This window comes from Actinomadura geliboluensis (genome assembly GCF_043197915.1).
Classification (GTDB): domain Bacteria; phylum Actinomycetota; class Actinomycetes; order Streptosporangiales; family Streptosporangiaceae; genus Spirillospora; species Spirillospora geliboluensis.
The window spans coordinates 408,565-430,215 of sequence record NZ_JBICUA010000002.1; the positions used below are offsets into that span (position 1 = coordinate 408,565).

General features: G+C 73.7%; 15 protein-coding genes. 5 read left to right on the top strand and 10 right to left on the bottom strand.

The genetic code is table 11. The features are described 5' to 3' along the window. Nucleotides 1-7: 7 nt before the first annotated feature. Genes ACGFI1_RS07460 through ACGFI1_RS07480 form a run of 5 tightly spaced genes read right to left on the bottom strand, consistent with a single transcriptional unit; the run spans nt 8 to nt 7,091 of the window. Nucleotides 8-1,606, bottom strand: a complete 1,599-nt coding sequence (locus tag ACGFI1_RS07460) for an oligosaccharide flippase family protein (RefSeq protein WP_392783956.1) — start codon at nt 1,604-1,606, stop codon at nt 8-10. Beyond that, entirely contained in the window at nt 1,603-2,478 is an 876-nt protein-coding gene (locus ACGFI1_RS07465; protein WP_301177670.1) for a sulfotransferase family protein, read from the bottom strand. The genes ACGFI1_RS07460 and ACGFI1_RS07465 overlap by 4 nt, the downstream gene beginning before the upstream one ends. Then, nucleotides 2,471-3,691: a hypothetical protein gene (locus ACGFI1_RS07470; protein WP_392783958.1), complete on the bottom strand. Its 1,221-nt coding sequence runs from the start codon at nt 3,689-3,691 to the stop codon at nt 2,471-2,473. The genes ACGFI1_RS07465 and ACGFI1_RS07470 overlap by 8 nt, the downstream gene beginning before the upstream one ends. Further along, entirely contained in the window at nt 3,654-5,234 is a 1,581-nt protein-coding gene (locus tag ACGFI1_RS07475) for an O-antigen ligase family protein (RefSeq protein WP_386872768.1), read from the bottom strand. Before ACGFI1_RS07475 ends, ACGFI1_RS07470 begins: the two co-directional genes overlap by 38 nt. Nucleotides 5,235-5,249: 15 nt before the next feature. Next, complete coding sequence (locus tag ACGFI1_RS07480; RefSeq protein WP_392783961.1) at nt 5,250-7,091, bottom strand: AAA family ATPase; 1,842 nt, start codon at nt 7,089-7,091, stop codon at nt 5,250-5,252. Between the two features lie 414 nt (nt 7,092-7,505). Here ACGFI1_RS07480 and ACGFI1_RS07485 point away from each other — a divergent pair, with 414 nt between their 5' ends. Beyond that, a complete protein-coding gene (locus tag ACGFI1_RS07485) occupies nt 7,506-9,479 on the top strand; it encodes a hypothetical protein (protein ID WP_392783963.1) in 1,974 nt (657 codons plus the stop codon). Nucleotides 9,480-9,621: 142 nt separating this feature from the next. Continuing rightward, complete coding sequence (locus ACGFI1_RS07490; protein WP_138634105.1) at nt 9,622-10,662, top strand: hypothetical protein; 1,041 nt, start codon at nt 9,622-9,624, stop codon at nt 10,660-10,662. Here the strand turns inward: ACGFI1_RS07490 and ACGFI1_RS07495 are convergent. The 5 genes from ACGFI1_RS07495 to ACGFI1_RS07515 form a co-directional block, all read right to left on the bottom strand. Further along, nucleotides 10,640-11,479: a phosphatase PAP2 family protein gene (locus tag ACGFI1_RS07495; protein WP_392783964.1), complete on the bottom strand. Its 840-nt coding sequence runs from the start codon at nt 11,477-11,479 to the stop codon at nt 10,640-10,642. The two genes, ACGFI1_RS07490 and ACGFI1_RS07495, sit on opposite strands and share 23 nt — an antisense overlap. Continuing rightward, nucleotides 11,479-12,414, bottom strand: coding sequence for a hypothetical protein (locus tag ACGFI1_RS07500; protein WP_392783966.1), 936 nt, complete (start codon nt 12,412-12,414; stop codon nt 11,479-11,481). The genes ACGFI1_RS07495 and ACGFI1_RS07500 overlap by 1 nt, the downstream gene beginning before the upstream one ends. A 117-nt stretch (nt 12,415-12,531) precedes the next feature. Next, nucleotides 12,532-13,458, bottom strand: a complete 927-nt coding sequence (locus ACGFI1_RS07505) for a sulfite exporter TauE/SafE family protein (RefSeq protein ID WP_392783968.1) — start codon at nt 13,456-13,458, stop codon at nt 12,532-12,534. A 121-nt stretch (nt 13,459-13,579) separates the two neighbouring features. Next, nucleotides 13,580-15,061, bottom strand: a complete 1,482-nt coding sequence (gene cysC, locus ACGFI1_RS07510; RefSeq protein WP_301178269.1) for an adenylyl-sulfate kinase — start codon at nt 15,059-15,061, stop codon at nt 13,580-13,582. 121 nt (nt 15,062-15,182) lie between these two features. Then, the gene (locus ACGFI1_RS07515; RefSeq protein ID WP_392783970.1) at nt 15,183-16,169 is read right to left on the bottom strand and encodes a class I SAM-dependent methyltransferase; all 987 of its coding nucleotides are present in this window, start codon (nt 16,167-16,169) and stop codon (nt 15,183-15,185) included. Nucleotides 16,170-16,330: 161 nt separating this feature from the next. Here ACGFI1_RS07515 and mfd point away from each other — a divergent pair, with 161 nt between their 5' ends. The 3 genes from mfd to ACGFI1_RS07530 are packed head-to-tail and all read left to right on the top strand — an operon-like array spanning nt 16,331 to nt 21,646. Beyond that, the gene (gene mfd, locus ACGFI1_RS07520) at nt 16,331-19,954 is read left to right on the top strand and encodes a transcription-repair coupling factor (protein ID WP_392783972.1); all 3,624 of its coding nucleotides are present in this window, start codon (nt 16,331-16,333) and stop codon (nt 19,952-19,954) included. Between the two features lie 46 nt (nt 19,955-20,000). Continuing rightward, on the top strand, nt 20,001-20,657 hold the full coding sequence (locus ACGFI1_RS07525; RefSeq protein WP_138634093.1) for a hypothetical protein: 657 nt from the start codon (nt 20,001-20,003) through the stop codon (nt 20,655-20,657). Nucleotides 20,658-20,662: 5 nt separating this feature from the next. Beyond that, nucleotides 20,663-21,646 carry a MazG family protein gene (locus ACGFI1_RS07530; protein ID WP_392783974.1) on the top strand — a complete coding sequence of 328 codons (984 nt, stop codon included), beginning with the start codon at nt 20,663-20,665 and terminating at the stop codon, nt 21,644-21,646. Nucleotides 21,647-21,651: the final 5 nt, after the last annotated feature.

A 21,651-nucleotide genomic window follows, 5' to 3' on the forward strand; every position in this document is an offset into this window, starting at 1 on the left:
CCGCCGGTCAGCGGCGCGATCGACCGCGGCGCAGGATGGAGCGCGCGGCCTCGTCCAGGTTCAGCGGGCGGCGCAGCAGGTAGCAGCCCGCGACGTACCCGACGGTGCCGACCGCCGCCGCGGCGGTGAGCTGCGGCAGCCCGTCGCCCGCCGCCAGCCGCACCGCGAGCGGTACCGCGCCGAAGCAGACGCCGGTCAGCGCCGCGGCCGCGAGCGAGCCCCGGCCGAACGGGTGCAGGCCCAGCTTCAGGCGCAGCTGCAGCAGCGGGATGACGTTGCGGGTCAGCAGCGCGGCGGCCCCGCCGAGCGCCGCCCCGACGATTCCGATGTGCGGGATGAGCAGGACGCTGACGCAGACGTTCACACCGAGCGCCAGCACGATGTTCACGAGGTTCCAGGTGGTCTTGCCCGCCATCATCAGGACGACCTCGACCATGCCCGTCCCCGCGCTGACCAGCATCGCGGCCGCCAGCACCACGATCACCGAGGCGCCGGTGTGGTAGCCGCTCCCGAACATCCGCAGCAGCTGCTCGGCGAACAGCGCCGAGAGCAGGAACAGCGGCCAGTTCGCCAGCATCAGCCAGCTCGTGGCGGTCTGGTAGAGGGTGTTGGCCGAGCGCCGGTCGTCGTGCGCGAGCACCTCCGACAGCTGCGGCTGGACCGCCTGCGAGATGGCCCGGTTGGCGAGCTGCCCGACGACGCGCAGCCGGGACGCCGCGGTGTAGATCGCCGCGTCCCGCGCGCCGAGCATCGCCGCGACCAGCAGGATGTCCATGCGCTGCAGCAGGATCTGGGTGATGCCCGCGAGCCCGCGCGGCAGCGAGTAGCGCCAGAACCGGCGGCCGAGGTCGGGCGGGACGTCCGGGGCGGTGCCGGCGTCCGGCGCCGTGCGCCGGACCAGCCCGAGCATCGCGAGCACGGCCAGCACGGCGGCGGGCAGGTACGGCCCGACCCACGCGACGGCGATGAGCCCGGACGCTCCGGCGACCGCCACCGCGCCGACCGCGGCGAGCTGCACCAGCGGGCGGCCGATGTTCTCCACCAGCACCGACGGCCGCATCCGCCGGAACCCCTGGGTCGCGGCCAGCGCCCCCGCCGACAGGTTCATCACCGGCAGGAACACCGCCAGCACCCGCAGGTAGGTCGCGCCGTCCCCCGGGTCGCCGTGCACCATCACCTCGGCCACCCACGGCGCCGCCGCGAACAGCACGGCGCCGAGGACCGCGGAGCACAGCACCATCGGCCGCAGCGCCAGCCGGACGAGCGGACCGATCCGCTCGGTGCGGCCGCGCGAGCGGAACCGGGCGATGAAGTACACCAGGCTCGTCTGGGTGCCGAGCTCGGCGACCGCGCCGAACAGCAGGAACGCCGACGTCGCGGCGAAGAAGACGCCCGCCTCGTCCTGGGAGAACGCGTTGGTGATGACGGCGACGACGACGAGCTGGGCCACCGCCGAGACCACGGCGCCCACGATGTTCAGGGCGCCGCCGCGGGCGAGGGAGCCGACGTCGGAGCCCTTCGAGCCCGGGCCCGCGCCGTCCGCCGCGCCGTCCGCCGCGCCGCCGGTCGCGGCGGGGTCGGCCGCGCCGGTCGCGGGCGCGCTCATCGGCGCCAGGACGGGGTGCGGCCGAGCCACTCCGCCAGCCGCTCGTCGTACGGGCGGAAGTACTCGCCGAGCCGCGCGTGGAGCTCGTCCGGCAGCGGCGAGCGGCTGCGCGCGTTGTGCCGCTCGAACACCGGGGAGCCGAGCGGCGGGACGCCGAGGAAGTCCAGGACGCCCTTGTACACGGTCTCCGGCTCGGTGAAGAACTCGTGGCTGTCCACGACCAGGAGGCGGTCGCGGCCGACCAGCCCCTCCAGCCGCTCGATCTGCTCGATGTAGCGGCTCCGCGCGAGGTAGGCGTTGTGCTGGTAGGCGTGGCTGGTCGCGGCCGGGTCGGCCGCGAGCCGCTCGGCCTCGCCCGCCAGCCGCTCCTCCTCCAGCTCGATCGCCCGCTCGAAGGGCTCGGTCTCGAACCCGCGCCCCAGCTCGTGGGAGTGCGCCGAGTAGGCCCGCTCCACCGGGTCGCGCACGAGCATCAGCAGCTTGACGTCCGGCAGGTCGGCGGCGATCCGCTCGCCCGCCAGCGGGTGGAACCCGTAGTACGGCGACGACTCGAACGCCAGCGGCTTCACCCCGTGCCGGTGCTCGACCCGCGCGGCCGTCGTGCGCAGCGGGAAGTGCCCCTGGTACCAGGCGAGGCCCTTGTCGTAGCCGGTGTCGAAGTAGTGGACGCCCTTGTGCCACAGGGCCTTGAGCAGCGCCGGGTGCTGGCTGAGCGTCCGGTACATCGACGTCGTGCCGCAGCGCTGCCCGCCGACGATGAGGAATCCGGGCAGCATGCGGGCGCGGTGGGTGGCCTTGCCCGCGGTGACGGCGGCGGCCTGGGCCAGCCGCTTGTGCCCGGGGGGACGCGCCGCCTGGTGCTTGTCAGCCATTCGCTTCCTTCGTTTCGTGCACGCCCTCGGCGAGGGCGGGGAGGAGCCACGCGCCGACGTCGCCGAGGCGGGCGCCCGCCTCGGCCTGCCGGTCGGCGAGATAGCGCGCGGCGAGTTCGGCGAGGTACAGCCGCGCGACGAGCGCGGCGTGCGCGGGTTCGGCGAGCGCGGGCGCGGCGGTGAACGGGGCCAGGGCGCCGGCCGCGTCGCGCACGCAGTCGGCCGCCGCCCGCGCCGGGTCGGCCGCCGGGTCGGAGACGGCGCGCTGGAGGCGGTGGTGCAGCGCGTCGAAGCCCACGGGGACGCCGGTGGTGAACCTCTCCCAGTCCCACACCAGGAGGCCGCCGTCCGAGCCGCCGGTGTTCCACGGCGTGAAGTCGCCGTGCCAGGAACCGAAGACGAGCTCGGCGTCCCCGTGGCGCTCGCCGATCGCCGCGAGCGCCGCGCGCAGCCGGCCGGCCGGTTCGCCCGGCAGGGCGGCGACGCGGTCGTTGAGCGCCGTCCAGTAGGGGGAGGACGCCAGGCGGATGCGCCGCGTCCCGGCCGCTTCGGCGATCTCGCGCAGCGCGGCGGCCAGCAGTTCGGCGGTGATCGGGCGGCCCTGCTCCCAGGTCGGCAGCGGCGTCAGCGCCAGGATGTCCAGCCCCCGCCACGACCCCGAGTGCAGCACCTCCGGCGCACGGACCACGCCGCCCGCAGCGCGCGGCAGTTGCGCCAGCGCCGCCGCCTCGGCCTTGACGAGCCGCCCGGTCAGCTCGTTCACGCCCACCTTGACGAACGCGACCGGGGGCCCGGCCGATCCGGGGGAGAGGGCCTGCAAGACCGGCTTGTCGTTGGCGCGTCCGGCGGGCCGCGCGTACAGGGCGGCGCACACCGGACGGCCCAGGGCCTCGCTCAGGTACGTCTCCACGGTCTCGGCCCCCGCGGGGACGTCCACCCGCACGCCGCGGCGCAGCACCGCCCGTCCGAGCCCGCCGCGCAGCGACCAGATCAGCCCGGCCGTCACCAGCCGCGCCGCCCGCGACTCCACCCGGCCGTAGGCGCGCAGCGCCCCGACGGCGGCCGCGCGGTCGGCGGGAAGCAGGATCCGGGGCCGGCGGGCGTCGGGTGCGAGGAGCCGGTCGCCGCGGCCGTCGGTGACGCGCGCGGGTTCGGGCCACAGCAGCCGGGTCGTCTCACGCAGGGCCGTCAGCCGGTCCGCCGTGTCGCTCACGTTGTCCCTCTCCGATCCTGATGGGCGTGCCGTTCGTCCGCGTGGCCAGCGCGGCCCGGCGCGTCTTCGTCTCCAGCAGCCGCCGGGTGCGGGCGGCGGAGAGCGTCTTGTCGCGGGCCCGCCGGGCGCGCACGGCGACCGGCTCGACGCGCGGCGGGCTCAGGTCGATGCCGTTGCGCCACATCACCGCGAACGACAGCAGGTAGAGCGGCATCGGGGTGTAGAGCCCGTCGTAGATGGTCATGTAGAAGAGCACGAGCAGCATCGTCAGCACGCCGCCCGTGGCGATCGGGGAGGTGTCCCGCCAGTACCGCCGGATCGCGTTGAGGAAGAACATGATGTACAGGCCCGCCCCGACGAAGCCCTGCGAGATCAGCAGCAGCCACAGCTGCCCGTCGGAGCCGAGCGGCGGGTGCTTGCACTCCGGGCACGCCTGGGTCTTGCCGGTGACGACCGTCTTGTCGGAGCCGACCGCGTACCGCGTGTTGCCGTAGCCGATGATGGGCGAGGTGAACGTCGCCTCGATCGTCTTGGCCCGCGTGTAGGCGCGGATGCCGTTGCTCTGCGGGTTGTCGAGCCTGGTCTGGACCTGGGAGTACAGCGGCGACATCGCGAAGACGGTGCCGCCGAACACCAGCGCGACGGCCGCCACGCCCAGCGCCATGACCCGCCCCCGCAGCGCCAGCCGGACGAGGACGTAGACGGCGCTGATCCCGATGCCGATCCACAGGCCGCGGTTCAGCCCGTACACCACCGGGACCATGGACAGCACGAGGATGCCCGCGCCCAGCATCCGGCGCTTGCGCGAGGCGTAGACCCACCAGGCGAGGATGAACCAGATCAGCAGGATCGAATAGTTGTTGCCCCAGGTGTTGGCCCATTCGAAGGGGCCTTCGGGACGCACCGCCTTGACCGAGCCCACCCAGGTGATCTGCGCCGCGGTCGGGTTGATGATGTTCTGCACGAACGCGTCGCCGCGCACCCGCCCGGGCAGCAGCATGCCGAACAGCGGGGTGACGTGGAAGTTCGGGAACACCACGCCGAGCAGCCCGCCGAGCGTGGTGGTGATGAACAGCGCCGCGAGCATCCGCAGCAGCGCGAGCCGCGGCAGCTCCCGCTCGCTGAGGTTCCCGACGTACAGCGCGATGACCGCGGACGCGGCGTAGACGACCAGCCGCACCAGGACCGAGACGATCCGCCCGAGGCCGAACTCGCCGTACGCGCCCGGCGGGTTCTTGCTCAGCATGGAGAGGCTGACCAGGTACCAGACCAGGAAGAGCACCCACAGCCCGAAGCCCGGCGGGAACCGCAGCGGGCGGCGGTTGAGCAGGATGAGCGCCATCGGCACCGCGCAGATGACGAAGCTGAACACGCCGAGGCCGACGATCCACCACACGGGGAAGCCGACGAGCAGCGCGATCAGCGGCCATGTCGTGCGGGGCAGGTCGCGCAGGCGGACCGGGAGCGGCTCGTCGCTCCGCGACGGGGGGACCGGATCCTCCGGCGCGGTTCGCGGTGCGGCGGAGGTGGAGGGGGACGGCATCTCAGCGGCGCCGGACTACTCGTCGGGGTCGTCGTGCCGGCCGAAGCGCGGGATCACCGCCGTGCTGCTCGAGTCCGGTTCGTTGCCGTTGGTCGGCACGCGGTGCTCGGGGGCCTCTCCCTCGCCGAGCGTGGGCTGCTCGGTCCGCCGCGGGCCGGCGACGGGGCGGTCGCCGGGGACGTCGACGACGGTGCGGTCCGGAGGGCCGTCCCCGAAGGCGTCGAGGTCCAGGCCGCCGTGCTTGGGACCCCCGGGCGCTCCGGGTGCCCCGCCGCCCGGCCTGCCGGGCGGAGCGGGCCGCGCGCGCCGGGCGCCGGGCGCCGGGCGCGCGGCGCCGGCCGCCCGCCGCGGATGGGCGCTGTCGGAGCGCGGCTGGGCCGGGACGACGAGCGTGCCGAGCACCGCGACGCTCATCCGGTCGAGCGCGCGCACCGACTCCTCGACGTCCTTGCGCTTGGCCCCCGGGACCTCGACGACCACCAGCGCGGTGTCGGCGGCCTCGGCGATGGCCTGCGCGTCGGCGCTGCTGCTGGTGGACGGCGCGTCGATGACGACGTAGTCGGTGTTGGAGCGCAGCTGGTCGATGACGTGGACCATCTGCCGCGTCTGGAGCAGCTCGTAGGCGAGTTCGGTGTCGACGCCGGGCGGGACGACCCACAGCCGCTTCTGGACGGGGGAGCGGACCATCGCGTCGCGGAGCGTGCGCACGCCGAGCAGCACCTCGGCGAGCCCGGTGCTCCCCGGGGCCTCCGTCAGGCGCGCCGACTCCTGGGAGTGCAGGTCGGCGCAGACGAGCACCACGCGCGACTGGGTGCGGGCGAGCGCCGCGGCGAGGTTCGCGGCGGACAGGCCCGCGCCGGGCCCGTCGGTGGCGCTCGTCACCAGGATCACGTGGTTGCCGTGCCCGAGCACGGCGTTGAGCTGGTGGCTCAGCTCGTGCACTTCCTGCCCGTTGCGACTTCGGGCGGGCAGCAGCCCCAGCCGTTCGCCCTTGGCGCCGGGCTGCAGTTCCAGCAGGACGGGCATGTCGAGCATCCGCTCGACGTCCGCCGCGCTGCGCAGCCGCGTGTCGAGGCGGTCGCGGACCGCGCCGATGCCGAGGCCGACCAGCAGCCCGGCCATGAGGCCGCCGGTGAGGAAGAGCGGCACGTTCGGGCCGCTCGGCTGGGAGGGCGTGGCCGCGTTGCTGATGATGCGGCCCGGGTTGATGGTGGTGGTGCTGAGGGAGCCCAGCCGTCCGGTGAGCTCGGTGATCTGGCGGCTGATGATCTGCTGCTGGCTGCGCGCGTAGGTGCGGGTGGCGCCGCTGTAGCGCGGGATCCGGTCGAGGAGGTCCTTGTTCTTCTCGCTCAGTTCCTCGATCTTCTTGTTGATGACGTCCATCTGGCGGGCGAGGTTCGCCTGCGCGGACGCCGTGCGCTGGTTGAGGTACGCCTGCGCGAAGAGGTTCGCGCCGTTCGCCGCGCCCCGCGGGTTGTCGTCGGTGTAGGCGATCGTCAGGACGCCCGAGTTCGGGGGGACCGAGACGGTGACGTGCGACAGCAGGTGGTTCTCGGAGTCCTCGTACTTGAGGAGCCGCTTGGCCTCCTTGGCGACCTCGAGCGACTTGGCCACCTGGGCCTCGGTGTCGAGGTTGACGTCGGTCTTGCTCTTGGAGGCGGCCGGGGCGGCGTCGTCGAACCCGGTGGGCGCCACGAGGACCTGCGCCTCGGCGGTGTAGGTCTTGGCCAGCGTGAACGTGTACGCGGCGACGCCGGCGAGGACGAACGCGGCGCAGCACACGACGATCCCCCAGCGCCGCCGTATCAACCCGGTGTAGTCGACGAACTCTTTGGAGGGTGCTGGACTAGACGACACTTCAGTCCCTTCGCGGTCACCGCCCCCGCCGCCGCGCGAACTGTCCGGTCCGCCGGGGCTGGCCGCCGGAGTCGCCGGGTGTGGTGGGGGGCGTGGCGTCGCGGTCACTATATAGCGAGCGCGCGCACGGTTCAGACAAACAGCGCGCACGCGGGCATCGCCGGAGTACCACCTGTGCGCGGGCGGGGCCGGCCGTTCGGGCGGCACCGCGGCGTCCGGATGTGGTCTGGCGGCGGGTACGGCCCGCCGCTAAGCTACCGCAGGCTCCCCCCATGAGTATCAGTCGGGTAACTCTCGCCTCAAGAGGCGCGGCCCGCGACACGATGGGCGCATTGGTCAATACTTCATTCCTTCCTAGGATTCCCCGCCGAGGAGGCTCAAGTGTCGCGTCTGCGCCGTGATGCAGCGGTTGCGGTGACGGCATTGGCTGGGATCGGCCTCGTGGCCGCCCCGCAGTTCGCCGAGGGCCACCAGGTCCCGGCCGCCAGTGCCGCGCTAACCACCGGGAAGATGCCCGTCGAGACGCCCTACGGCGGAACCCCGAACATCGAACCGAACCAGGGCGGCTGGGCCGGTGTCGTCTACGCGATGACCCAGGTCGGCAACAAGATCATCGTGGGTGGGAAGTTCAAGTCGGTCAAGCAGGGCGACACGACCTACCCCGTGACGAACCTGCTCGCGATCAACGCGACGACCAAGCGTCTCGACACCGCCTTCAAGGTGCAGCTCGACGACGAGGTCCTCGCGCTCGCGCCGGGCGCCGACGGCAAGTCGGTGCTCGTCGGCGGCAAGTTCAACACGGTCAACGGCAAGGCCCGGCCGAAGCTCGCCCGCCTCGACGTGGGCACCGGCAAGGAGGTCGCCGACGGCACCTGGAAGACGCCGGGCATCAAGGGCGGCGCCGTCTTCGACATCGAGCAGGCGCACGGCCGCGTCTACATCGCCGGGCAGTTCACCACGGTCGCGGGCGTGACGCGCAACCGCCTCGCGGCCCTCAGCCCGACCACGGGCGGGCTGTCGACCAAGTTCGGCATGGTCCCGTTCACCGGCGTGCACAACGGCGGCGTCACGCGCGTCCGGCGGATCGCCGCCACCCCCGACGGCACGAAGATGTACGCGCTCGGGAACTTCCGCACGGCCGGCGGCCAGGAGCGGCGGCAGTTCGCCCGGCTGAACCTCGGCGACTCCTCCGACGCGCTCGACGCGAACTGGAAGACCGACGGGTTCGCCACCTCGTGCAACACCGTCTTCGACAGCTACGTGCGCGACATGGCGATGTCGCCGGACGGCAAGTTCGTCGTGGTCGGCTCGACGGGCGGCCCGTACGGCACGTCCCAGCTGTGCGACAGCGTCACCCGCTGGGACACCGCCGACACCGGCTCGAACGTGAAGCCGGCGTGGACGAACTGGACCGGCGGCGACACCATCGACTCGGTCGCGGTCTCCGGCGCGGCCGTGTTCGCCGGCGGGCACCCCCGCTGGTCCAACAACCCCACCGGCCGCGACAGCGCCGGCGCCGGCGCGGTGACCCGCCCCGGCCTGGCCGCCCTCGACCCGCGCAACGGCGTCCCGTTCTCCTGGAACCCGGGCCGCGACCCGCGCGGTGACGGCGCCTGGTCCCTGCTGGTGACCTCCGAGGGCCTGTGGGTCGGCAGCGACACCAACTACTTCCTGCCGCCCGCGTCGCACAAGTTCCGCGGGAAGATCGGCTTCTTCCCGTTCGCGGGCGGCGCGACGCTGCCCGAGGACGCCACCAAGCAGCTGCCGGGCAAGGTGTACATCGCGGCGCCCGGGTCGGTCGTGCAGCCGAACAAGCTCGTCTCGCGCACGCTCGACGGCACGACCGTCGGCAACGAGGTCACCGAGTCCGTCTCCGGCGGCATGAACTGGTCGGACGTGCGCGGCACGATGCTGATCGACGGCGTCCTCTGGTACGCCAAGGCCGACGGCAAGCTGTACAAGCGCACGTTCAACGGCACGGCCGTCGGCGCCGAGCAGTTCGTCAACCCCTACGCCGACGCGCAGTGGGACGCCGACGAGCCGGCGTGGAAGGGCCGCCAGTCGGACTTCTACAGCTCGGTGACGGGCGGCCGCACGCTCGGGATGTTCTTCGACAACGGCCGGATGTACTACACCCGGTCCGGCAGCTCGGCGCTGTACTACCGCTACTTCACGCCGGAGAGCGGGATCCTCGGCGCCATCGAGTACACCGCGGCGTCCTCCGGCTGGTCGAACGTCCGAGGGATGTTCGTCTCCGACGGTAAGCTCTACTACGTCGCCAGTGACGGCAAGCTGAACGCGGTGAAGTTCACCGACGGCGCCCCGAGCGGGAGCCCGACGGTGGTCAGCACGGCGGACTGGCGGGGCCGCGGCCTCTTCGTCGGCTGATGCTCCGTTCGCCGCGGAACCGCACGAAGGCAGCCGATTCCTCGTGTGACCTGTAGCGCGGCAGTGATAGAGGGCCAGGCGCCCGCCCGAGTGCGGTGGGCGCCTGGCCTTTACGTGCAAGGGGGGTCTTCTTCAGATGGCCATGACGAGAAGGGGCCGCTGGGCGCTCGGTGCGGGGGTCGGCGCGGTCGTTCTGGCCACGGGCGTCGTGGTCGGCGTCCAGGCCGGCGGGGGCTCCGAGGAAGGGCCGGGCTGCGCGGTCTCCGCCAAGCTGGTCCCGGAGTGCGGCCGGTGGTGGGGCGTCGCGCCGGGCGTCTTCACGAGCAAGTCGACGGAACGGGCCCTCACCGACTTCGAGGACAAGACCCGCCGGCCCGCCGACGTCCTGCACATGTACCACCGGGACGGGGAGGTCTTCCCGACCGACCGCCAGATCGCGATGGCCCGCGAGGGCGGCCGCCGCCGGCTGCTGTTCCTCAACTGGAAGCCGGAGATGGGCCGGACCTGGGCGCAGGTCGCCGCCGGGGACCCGGCGGTCGACGAGCACATCGACGACATCGCCCGCCGCATCCGCGACGTCCATCCGCAGCGCTTCTTCCTCGCCGTGCACCATGAGCCGGAGGAGGAGGTCCGGCCGCAGCCCGGCTCGGGGTACACCGCGCGCGACTACCGCGACATGGTCCGGCACGTGATCAAGCGGCTGCGGGCCGGCGGCGCCGACAACGTGGTGACCGTGATGGCCTACATGGGGGTCCCGAACTGGGGGTCGCAGCCCTGGTTCAACGACCTCTACCCGGGCGACGACGTGATCGACTGGGTGGCCGCCGACCTGTACGCGGACAAGTGGGTGAGCGACTTCGCGACCCTGGTCAACAAGAGGCGTCCGGACTATCCGAACTGGCCCGGGTTCTACACGTGGGCGTCGGCGCGGTTCCCGAAGAAGCCGCTCATGCTCGCCGAGTGGGGCACCGTGAACCGCAAGAACGACCCCGACTTCAGCCGGCGCTTCTTCGCGTCCGTCCCGCGTCAGCTTCCGCAGTACCCCCGGCTGAAGGGCCTGCTGTACTTCGAGTCGCCGAAGACGCCCGTGGGGGACACGAGGTGGAACGCCACGGGCGCCTCCGCGCAGGCATTCCGGCAGATCGCCAAAATGCCGGAGTTCAACCGCCTGACACCGCCGTAGCCGGCTCGCGCCCGCGGCCCGCGGACGGGCCCCCGTCCGCGGGCTCGGCGAGCAGCGACCGGCCCGCGAACACGACCACGGCCAGCAGCAGGTAGCCGTAGATCCAGCCGCCGTACACGTCGGTGATCCAGTGCTTGCTGAGGTACCAGCGCGTGTAGCCCTCCCAGAACGCGAAGGCGGCGAGCAGGCCCCACGCGGTGGCGCGCACCCGCGGGCCCGCCCGCAGGTACGACAGCGTGATCAGCACGATCGCGCCGTAGATCGAGATCAGCCGGGCGCACCCGCCCGACGGGTAGGTCCCGAGGGTCGTCGGCGGGTGGCCCCGGTCGACGAGCGCGCCGAGCGCCGTCTGCTGGAAGCGCTCCACCAGGATGACCGAGCCGATCAGCAGCATCGGCACCCACGCGCGGCGGCCCTTCCGGACGGCGACGATCGTGAGGGTGACCGCCCCGGCCAGCCCGGCGTACCGGGTCGGCCACACGTTCCCCGACTGGGTGAGGACCTTCATCGCGTCCGTCCAGGCGCCGGACCGCACGGTGCGCTGCGCGAGGTTGAACATCGGGACGTCGTGGGCCCGGAGGAGCCGCTGGCACAGCTCGCCGAGGGGCAGGCACACCACGGTCACCACGAACGTGCCGGCGCCGAGGAAGACGCCGAAGGAGGCGACCGGGCCGAGCGTCCCGTCGAGCTGCTCGCGGGCCGCGCGCAGCCGCACGGCCGGCGCCGCCCGCGCGCCCGGGGGACGGCTCGCCCAGGCGTATCCGATGATGAACGACAGGACCAGCCCCACCGCGCACAGGGCGACGAGAGCGACCATCAGGCGGTCGGCGGGCGGTCGTCGCCGGTCGCGGGGCCGCCTCCCGCCGGGCCGCCGGGCCGCGGGCCGTTCGGGGGCGCGGCACCCGGCGCGGGCGGGACCTGCGGCCCCTGCGCGGGCGGGACGTGCGGCCCCTGAGCGGCGGCACTGGGACCGGCCGCGGGCGGGGCGCCGGGCGGGCGGCCCGGTCCGCCGGCGGCGGGCGCCGGCCCGCCTGCGGGGGCGACCGCCGGCCGCCGCTTGCGGCGGACCAGGAAGACCGCGCCGCCGGCCGCGACGAGCACGGCCGCCGCGCCGCCCGCGATCAGGCCGACGGGCGTGCCGCCGTCCTCGTCGATGGGCACCGACGCGTTGCCGGGGTCGGTCGCCGCCTTCTCGTCGGGCGTGGGCGGCGGCGTGGCGACGGGGCTCTCCGCGCCGATCTCCGGCCCGGGGCCGGGCGCGCCGGGCGCCGCGGTGCCGGCGTCGCGCGCGAACAGCGAGAGCTCGTTGATCAGGCTGCCGCCGCCGTTCTTCTTCGCCCCCGCCCACGCCTTCCTGGTCGTGCCGGGCGAGACGCTCCACGAGTAGGCGCGCACGGTCCGCCCGACCACGACGGCGTAGGTGCCCTTGCGCTTCACCTCCCGGTAGATGTCGACGATCAGCCGGTTGTAGGCGGTGCTCCGCTCGGGGAGCGTCCCGGCCGGGAAGATCGCGATGTACACCGGGAGGCGGGCGCGCTCCAGCGGGCCGCGCAGCTTGTCGAGCTGGTCGTCACTGAGGTCCCGGACGCCGGGGGCGATGTAGAGCCCGCCGTTCTCGGTGAGGCTCTCGGCCACGGCCTCGAGTTCGACGCCGCTCGGAGCCGCGGCGAGGGCGCCGGGGGCGCCCAGTGGCGCGAGTAGGGCCGCCAGCGCGATCGGGATCGCGGCGCGGCGGACCGGCAGGGACGGCACGGACGGCCTCCTCGGGGGGATGAACAGGACTGATGGGCCGATTCTATGGATCACCGGTCCGCCCCATCGCCGATTCGCGCCATCCCTCCGGGGACCGGCGTCCGGAACCGGTCGCGCTCAGCGGGCGGCGGGCGACTCCGCCCGCGTCAGGCCGGCCGGTTCGGCGGCCGCGGCGGGGGACGGGCGGCGGCGCAGGACGAGCCAGGCGGCGACCGTCGCGGCGGTGAGGGCGACCATCGTCCAGGCGAGGGGGACGGCGCCGACGCCGAACATCTTCAGCGAGGACGCGACCAGGACGAGCGCGAGCACGCGGCGGATGAGCCCGCCCGGCGCGCGGGAGGAGACCTTGGAGCCGAGGTAGACGCCGGGGATGGAGCCGACGAGCAGGGCGGCGGTGACCTCCATGCGGAAGTCGCCGAACAGCAGGTGGCCGATGGCGGCGGCGAACACCAGCGGGACGGCCTGCAGCAGGTCGGTGCCGACGAGCTGGTTGGCCTTCAGCGTCGGGTACAGGGCGAGCAGCGCGACGATGATGAGCGAGCCGGACCCGACCGAGGTGATGCCGACGACGAGGCCGCCGACGATCCCGATCAGCACGGTCGGGACGGGCCGGACCGTCACCTCCGGGGTCTCGTCCCCGGTGCCGCCCGCGCGCCCCCGGTGGGCCAGGTAGGCGCGCAGCACGAGCCCGATCGCCGCGATCATCAGCGCGACGCCCATGGCCTTGCTGATCAGGTCCTCGACGGAGTCGCCGTGGCCGAGGGCCTTCGCCAGCAGCACGCCGGAGAACGCGGCGGGCACCGAGCCCGCGCACAGCCAGCCGACCAGCCGCATGTTGATCGTGCCCTGCCGGTAGTGGACGGCGCTGCCCACCGGTTTCATCACGGCGGCGGCGACGAGGTCGCTGGACACGGCGGCGAGCGGGCTGACGCCGAAGAACGTGACGAGCATCGGCGTCATCAGCGCGCCGCCGCCCATCCCGGTGAGCCCGACGATGATGGCGACCAGGAACGAGCCCAGCGCCATCGTCCAATCGAAGTCCATCGGCATGACCTACCTGACATGTAGGAAAACTCGCTAACAGAGTAGAGGACGCCACTCGGGCGTGGTAACCCGGCTAGCAAGGGGCAAACGGGACTAATGGGATAGGTGAGGCAAAGGCCCGCTATGCGGGACGAACCCAGCCCCCGGCCACCAGCAGGTCCACCACCTGCGCGACCGCCTCGTCCGGCGCCATCCGCGAGGTGTCGAGGGTCAGGTCGGCGTCGTCCGGCTCCTCGTAGGGGTCGGAGATGCCGGTGAACTCCGGGATCTGCCCCGCGCGGGCCTTGGCGTACAGGCCCTTGCGGTCGCGGCGCTCGCACTCCTCCAGCGGCGTCGCGACGTGCACCAGGATGAAGTCGCCCACCGCGGACACCATCCGGCGGACCTCGGCGCGCGTCGCCGCGTACGGGGCGATCGGCGCGCAGATCGCGGTGCCGCCGTGCCGGGTGATCTCGGCCGCGACGAACCCGATCCGGCGGATGTTGAGGTCGCGGTCGGCGCGGGAGAACGTCAGGCCGGCCGACAGCATCCGCCGCACGACGTCGCCGTCCAGCAGGGTGACGGTCCGGCCGCCGCGCTCGATCAGCGCGTCCGACAGGCCGCGCGCGATCGTGGACTTGCCGGAGCCCGACAGCCCGGTGAAGAACACCGTGATCCCGCGCGAGCGCTTCGGCGGGCGGGCCAGCGCCAGCTCGGCGGCGACGGCCGGCGGGGTGAACCAGTCGGGCACGGGCTCGCCCGCGTCCAGCAGCTCGTGCAGCCGCTCCCGCGTCAGTTCGGCCTGGACGTGGTCGGGCTCGATGCGCGCGACCGGCCGCCACACCTCCACGTCGGCGTCGTAGGCCCACGGCTCGGGGACGACCAGCGGGATCGCGGTGCCGTCCAGCTCGGCCTCGGCGAGCAGGTGGGTGGCGCCGTACGCGGCGGCGACGTGCGCGCGCAGCCGGACGTCGCGCTCCTCCTGCTCGGCGCCGGTGCCGCGCGCGGGCAGCGGCACCGGGACGATCCGGGCCCCGTCCGGCAGCTCCTTGCGGACGCCCAGCAGCGCGCGGACGAGGGACTCGTCGTGCTCGCCGCCGAGCAGCGGCAGCACGAGCACCTGCGCGCCGAGCCTCTCGGCGACCTGGCGGAGCTGGCCGAGCTGCTTGCGGTGCAGCGGCTCGCGCGTCGCCACGGCGAGCAGCGGGCCCTCGACGGGGTCGAGCTCGTCGGGGCGGCGGCGCAGCCCGTGGAACGGGCCGTGGGCGGGGGCGCGCAGGCCCTCCAGCGGACCGGCGAGCCGCCACGCCTGGGTGGTCGGGTCCTGCCACGCCTCGGCGACCGTCAGCACGGCGAGCGGCACGCCTTCGGGGTCCTGCAGGACGACCCGCTCCTGCCCGGTCAGCTCCTTCGGGACGGTCAGCGTGACCGGGACCGGCCACGGGGTGCCGTCCGACAGCCGGCCGCCGGCGATCACCATCGCGGTGTCGAAGGAGCCGAGGAAGCCGGTCAGCGGGCGGTACGCCCCGGCGAGGAGCAGTTCCAGGTCGGCCAGCTCCACCGGGTCGGGGGTGCAGGCGGGCAGGTCGCGCAGCGTGTCGGGAAGGCCGGCTTCGGCGGTCACCGCGATCTCCGATCCCGCCCGGCGGCGGGGAGCCGGGCTCGTCCGTGTCAGTGGGAGTTTCCGCAGGAAAAATACTGCGCCGGCCCCGGCCCGCGCACACCCGCCCCGCCCGGCGGCCCGGTCAGATGACCCGCGCGAACCGGTTCTCGGGCTTGCGGATGACCAGGGTGATCTCGCTGTGGTCGGCGGTGAGGCGGCCCCGGGTGAGCGCGGACACCAGCCGGCACAGCACCTCGGCGACGCCGGTCCCCGCGCCGAGCGCGTCGATGGCCTGCCGGGACGTGTACTCCTCGGAGATCACCAGCCCGCGCATCACGCAGTACCAGCGCATGCCCGCGCGGGACGCGACCTTGCCGTAAACCGCGGGCGGCGGGCTCGTCCGGACGACCGGGACCGGCCGCACGGCGGACCGCGCCTCCGGCACACGGGCCTCCGGGGCACGGGTCTCGGGAGCACGGGTCTCCGGGGCACGGGCCTCCGGCACGCGCGCCTCCGGCGCCGGCTCGGCGCGGACCTCCGCCCGCGCGCCGGCGCCCGTCTCGGGCCCGGCGACCCGCTCGTCGCCGGGGCTGGGGACGCGGGCGTGCGCGCCGCGCGGGCCCCGCCCGCCGCGGACGCCGCGTCCCGCGCGCGGTGCCCGGACCGGGCGCGGTCGGCCCCGGCGGCCGGTGCGCAGCCACCGGGGGAGCGTGCGGTCCAGGAACGCGAACGCGGTGTTGCGGTCGCGCAGGTGGACCAGCAGCAGCCCGCCGGGCTTCAGCGCGGCGACGAACCGGTCGAGCACCAGCTCGGCGTGCGGCACGCGCTCGATCAGGTACGAGGCGTGCACGATGTCGAAGGCGCGCGGCGGCATCGGCGCGGTGCGCAGGTCGCCGAGGTACCAGGTGTCGAGGTCGGGCCGCTCGCAGGTGTAGGCGCGCAGCTCCGGGGACTCCATGTCGACGCCGGTGACGTGGTGGTCGTGGTCGCCGAGGTCCAGGCCCGTGCCCCAGCCGCAGCCCGCCTCCAGGACGTGGATCCGCTGCAGGGGCTTCTCTAGGGCGTACTGACGGGCGCGTTCTGAGAAGAGATCGCCGTCGCTGACCGGCGGCGTACGCAGATCGGTCACAGCTCCGCAGCGTAATCGTCTGACTGCGCTACGTCCGCGATTTGTGCATTCTTGGGCGCGGCGGTGTCGCGTACTCTGGTAGGCGTTACCGGGGTCCGCGTGGATTTCCGGCTTTTCGGGCTGCCCTGCCTCGGGGTTATTCGGCGAATGTGCGGGCGAAGATGACGCTTTCTGGACTTGTTGACCTTGCGTGTACCGACTCCGGGCTGCAGCGGGCCCTGCGGCGGGCGCGCGCCGACCAGGAGGTCGTGGCGCCGGGCGCGCTCTGGCCGGTCCTCGCCGCCGCGCTGAGCCGCGCGCTCCGCGAGGGCGGCGACGGTGGCGGCAACGGCGGCGGCACGGTGCTCGCGGTGACCGCGACCGGGCGCGAGGCCGAGGACCTGACCGCCGCGCTGTCCAGCCTGATCGACCCGGCGCGGGTCGCGCACTTCCCGGCGTGGGAGACACTGCCGCACGAGAAGCTGTCGCCGCGCTCGGACACCGTCGGGCAGCGGCTCGCGGTGCTGCGCCGCCTCGTGCACCCGGACGCCGGCGGCCCGCCCACCGAGGAGGAGGCCCAGGACGGGACGGCGAAGGGCGGCGCGCTGGACGTCGTCGTGACGCCGGTCCGCGCCGTCCTGCAGCCGATCGTGGCCGGGCTCGCCGACCTGGAGCCGGTGCGGCTCGTCTCCGGCGCCGACGCCGACATGGACGAGGCCGTCCGCAACCTGGTGGAGGCCGGGTACCACCGCGTCGACCTGGTGGAGAAGCGCGGCGAGATCGCGGTGCGCGGCGGGATCCTGGACGTGTTCCCGCCGACCGAGGAGCACCCGCTGCGGGTGGAGTTCTGGGGCGACACCGTCGAGGAGATCCGCTACTTCAAGGCCGCCGACCAGCGGTCGCTGGAGGTCGCGCAGGGCGGGCTGTGGGCGCCGCCGTGCCGCGAGCTGCCGCTGACCGAGCAGGTGCGCGAGCGGGCGAAGCTGCTCGCCGAGGAGCACCCGGCGCTGGCGGAGATCCTCGGCCGGATCGCCGACGGCGACACCGTCGAGGGCATGGAGGCGTTCTCGCCCGTCCTCGCCGAGCGGATGGAGCTGCTCACCGATCTGCTGCCGGACGGGTCGGCGCTGCTGGTGTGCGAGCCGGAGCGGATCCGGACCCGGTCGGTGGAGCTGGTCCGCACGAGCCAGGAGTTCCTGGAGGCGAGCTGGGTCAACGCCGCCGCCGGGGGAGAGGCGCCGATCGACCTCGGCGCCGCCGCGTTCCGCTCGCTGGAGGAGGTCCGCGAGCACAGCACCGAGCTGGGGCTGCCGCGCTGGAGCGTGACGGCGCTCAATCCACTCACGGCGAGCGAAGCGAGCGCGGGGGGTTCAGGGGGGTCGTCCCCCCTGAATGACGCGGGTGACGCGCTGAGCCTGGGCGCGGTGCCGGCCGAGGCGTACCGGGGCGACACGTCCCGCGTCGTCGGCGACCTGAAGGGCTGGATCGACGGCGGCTGGCGCGTCGTGATGGTCACCGCCGGGCACGGGCCCGCCGAGCGGCTCGTCCAGCTCGTCGGCGAGGAGGGCATCGGCGCGCGGCGCGCCGACGTCGCGGCGCCGCCCGAGCCGTCGGTGGTGACCGTGGCGACGGGCCTGCTGGAGAACGGCTTCGTCTGGGAGTCGGTCAAGCTCGCGGTGCTGACCGAGACCGACCTGTCCGGGCAGAAGTCGTCCACCAAGGACGCGCGGCGCATGCCGTCGCGGCGGCGCGGCGGCATCGACCCGCTGCAGCTCAAGCCGGGCGACTACGTCGTGCACGAGCAGCACGGCGTCGGCCGGTACGTGGAGATGGTCAGCCGGACGGTGCAGGGCGCCACCCGCGAGTACCTGATCCTGGAGTACGCCAAGGGCGACCGGCTGTTCGTCCCGACCGACCAGCTGGAGGAGCTGACCCGCTACGTCGGCGGCGAGGCGCCGAGCCTGCACCGGCTCGGCGGCGCCGACTGGCAGAAGGCCAAGTCCCGCGCCCGCAAGGCGGTCAAGCAGATCGCCGGGGAGCTGATCCGGCTGTACTCGGCGCGGATGGCGAGCCCCGGCCACCCGTTCGCGCCGGACACGCCCTGGCAGCGCGAGCTGGAGGACGCGTTCCCCTACAACGAGACGCCCGACCAGCTCGCCGCCATCGACGAGGTCAAGGGCGACATGGAGAAGCCCGTCCCGATGGACCGGCTGATCTGCGGCGACGTCGGCTACGGCAAGACCGAGATCGCGGTGCGGGCGGCGTTCAAGGCGGTGCAGGACGGCCGGCAGGTCGCGGTGCTCGTCCCGACGACGCTGCTGGTGCAGCAGCACATGTCGACGTTCAGCGAGCGGTTCGCGGCGTTCCCCGTCGTGGTGAAGCCGATCAGCCGGTTCCAGACCGACAAGGAGATCGAGGAGACGCTGCGCGGCCTGTCCGACGGCACCGTGGACGTCGTCGTCGGCACGCACCGCATCCTGTCGTCGCAGACCCGGTTCAAGAACCTCGGCCTCGTCATCATCGACGAGGAGCAGCGGTTCGGCGTCGAGCACAAGGAGGAGCTGAAGCGGCTCCGCACGCAGGTGGACGTGCTCGCCATGTCCGCGACGCCGATCCCGCGCACGCTGGAGATGGGGCTGACCGGCATCCGGGAGATGTCGACGATCCTCACCCCGCCGGAGGAGCGGCACCCGGTGCTGACGTTCGTCGGCCCGTACGAGGAGAAGCAGATCGCCGCCGCGATCCGCCGCGAGCTGCTGCGCGAGGGCCAGGTGTTCTTCGTGCACAACCGGGTCCGGTCGATCAACAAGGTCGCGGCGAACCTGGCGCGGCTCGTCCCGGAGGCGCGGGTCGCGGTCGCGCACGGGCAGATGAACGAGAACGAGCTCGAGAAGGTCATGGTCGACTTCTGGGAGAAGAACTACGACGTCCTCGTCGCGACCACGATCGTCGAGTCCGGGCTGGACGTGCCGAACGCCAACACCCTCATCGTCGACCGCGCCGACATGTACGGGCTGTCGCAGCTGCACCAGCTGCGCGGGCGCGTCGGGCGCGGCCGGGAGCGCGCGTACGCCTACTTCCTGTACCAGCCGGAGCAGCCGCTGACGGAGACCGCGCACGAGCGGCTCGCGACGCTGGCGCAGCACACCGAGGTCGGCGCGGGCATGTACGTCGCGATGAAGGACCTGGAGATCCGCGGCGCGGGCAACATCCTCGGCGCGGAGCAGTCCGGGCACGTGGCCGGGGTCGGGTTCGACCTGTACGTCCGGATGGTCGGGGAGGCCGTCCGGGACCTGAAGGAGGGCGGCACCCGCGCGGCCGAGGCCGTGGAGACGAAGGTCGAGCTGCCCGTCGACGCGCACCTGCCGCACGAGTACGTGCCGGGGGAGCGGCTCCGCCTGGACGCCTACCGCCGCATCGCCGCGATCACCTCCGACGACGAGATCGGCGCCGTGCACGACGAGCTGAAGGACCGGTTCGGCCCGCTGCCCGTCCCGGTGCTGAACCTGCTGGAGGTGGCGCGGTTCCGGGCGAAGGCGCGCCGGGCGGGGCTGAGCGACGTCACGCTCCAGGGCAACTTCGTGAAGTTCACGCCGGTGGACCTGCCCGACTCCCGGCAGGTCAGGCTCCAGCGGCTGTACCCGAAGAGCATCCTGAAGCCCGCGACCGACACGCTGCTGGTGCCGATGCCGAAGACGGCGCCGCTCGGCGGCCGGCCGCTGCGCGACCAGGAGCTGCTGAAGTGGGCGACCGACCTGGTCGAGGCGCTGTTCCTGGAACCGGCGTCCACCGCCGCCAAGCGGTAGCCTGGGCCCGCCCCGACCAGATGATCCATGACGAGACGAGGATTCCGTGCCTGGTAAGTCCGTGAAGGCGGCGGTGGCGGTCGCGCTGGCGGCCGGCGCGCTGGCCGGCTGCGGCGGCTCCCCGAAGGTCGGCACCGCCGCCCTCGTCGGCGACGACCGCATCACCGTCACCGAGCTCAGCCAGACCGTCCGCGACTGGCGCACCCAGTTCCGCGCGGACCCGGCGGCCAACGAGCTGCGCGCCAACCCCGCGAACCCGGGGCAGCAGCTCGCCGGCGAGTCCGAGTCCGACCTGCAGGGCGCGCTCACCCTGCTGATCAACTTCCGGGTCGCCGGCGAGGTCGCCGAGCGGGCCGGGGTGAAGGTCACCGACGGCCAGGTGGACACGGCGGTCCAGGCGCTGGACGGGCGCGGCGGCGCCGCCTCGATCACGCTGGCGAGCGGGCTGCCCCGCGCGCACACCCGCGACCTCGCGCGCCTCGTGGCGACGCAGGCGGCGGTCATGCAGCGGTTCGGCGCGGACATGGGCAACCAGCTGAGCCCGGCGACGCAGCAGGCCGGCCGGCGGTGGAACGAGCTGTTCCAGCAGACCGCGAACGGCATGCACGTCGAGGTCAACCCCCGCTACGGCACCTACGACCCGGGCAAGTTCGAGATCGCCCCGATCACCTACCGGCTGTCCAGCCCCGACTCGGGTATCTGAGGCGCATGGCGCTGACACTGCTGGCCACCACGCACCGGGTCGCGCCGGGGCTGCTGACCTGGCGGGCGTGGGACGCGCTCCGCTCGGCGGGCGCCGTCCGGCTGCGCGACGGGCATCCGCTGCTGCCGTCGCTGCGCGACGCCGGGGTCGCGGTGGAGACCGCCGCGGAGCCCGACGCGGCGCGGCTGGTCGCGGACGCGCGGGCCGCCGACGTCGTGTGGGTCGCCGCCCCGGAGGGCGACGAGGACCTGATGCGCGAGGTCGGGACGCTCGTCGTCAACGACCCGCTGGACGTCGAGGTGCTGCACGGCTCCTACGACCTGCCCGGCGCGCGGCTGCTCGACCTGGTCTCGGTCATGGACACGCTGCGCCGCGAATGCCCGTGGGACCGCAAGCAGACGCACACCACGCTCGTCCCGTACCTGCTGGAGGAGGCGTACGAGGTCCTCGACACGATCGAGTCGGGCGACTACGGCGCGCTCCGCGAGGAGCTCGGCGACGTGCTGATGCAGGTGGCGTTCCACTCGGTGGTGGCCGCCGAGCGCGACGACGAGACGGCGTTCACCATCGACGACGTCGCCGCCGCGATCGTGGAGAAGCTGGTCCGCCGCCATCCGCACGTGTTCGGGGACGTGACCGTCTCCGGCGCCGACGAGGTCAACGCGAACTGGGAGCAGATCAAGGCGGCCGAGCGGGCGGCGAAGAGCGGCGCGGAGGCGTCCGCGCTGGACGGGGTGCCGATGGGGCAGCCCGCGCTGTCGCTGGCGGCGCAGTTGCGGCGCCGTGCGGCGCGCATGGAGGCTCCGGCCGACCTCGCCGCCGGCCTTTCCGAGGCGGGGGACGACGCGGCCGGGGAGAATGACCTGGGTTCGCGGCTTTTCGCCCTCGTCGGCGAGGCGGTGGAGCGGGGAGCCGATCCCGAAGCGGAGTTGCGCGCCGTTTCCCGGGTATTCCGCGAACGTGTCCAAGCGTGGGAGCGACGGCGGTAGCGCGC

Bases quoted from the DNA above. Each gene is read 5' to 3' on its own strand.
- ACGFI1_RS07530 (WP_392783974.1), top strand. From the start codon at position 20,663: ATGGCGCTGACACTGCTGGCCACCACGCACCGGGTCGCGCCGGGGCTG.
- ACGFI1_RS07505 (WP_392783968.1), bottom strand. From the start codon at position 13,458: ATGGACTTCGATTGGACGATGGCGCTGGGCTCGTTCCTGGTCGCCATC.
- ACGFI1_RS07495 (WP_392783964.1), bottom strand. From the start codon at position 11,479: ATGGTCGCTCTCGTCGCCCTGTGCGCGGTGGGGCTGGTCCTGTCGTTC.
- ACGFI1_RS07490 (WP_138634105.1), top strand. From the start codon at position 9,622: ATGACGAGAAGGGGCCGCTGGGCGCTCGGTGCGGGGGTCGGCGCGGTC.
- ACGFI1_RS07475 (WP_386872768.1), bottom strand. From the start codon at position 5,234: ATGCCGTCCCCCTCCACCTCCGCCGCACCGCGAACCGCGCCGGAGGAT.
- mfd (WP_392783972.1), top strand. From the start codon at position 16,331: ATGACGCTTTCTGGACTTGTTGACCTTGCGTGTACCGACTCCGGGCTG.
- ACGFI1_RS07460 (WP_392783956.1), bottom strand. From the start codon at position 1,606: ATGAGCGCGCCCGCGACCGGCGCGGCCGACCCCGCCGCGACCGGCGGC.
- ACGFI1_RS07465 (WP_301177670.1), bottom strand. From the start codon at position 2,478: ATGGCTGACAAGCACCAGGCGGCGCGTCCCCCCGGGCACAAGCGGCTG.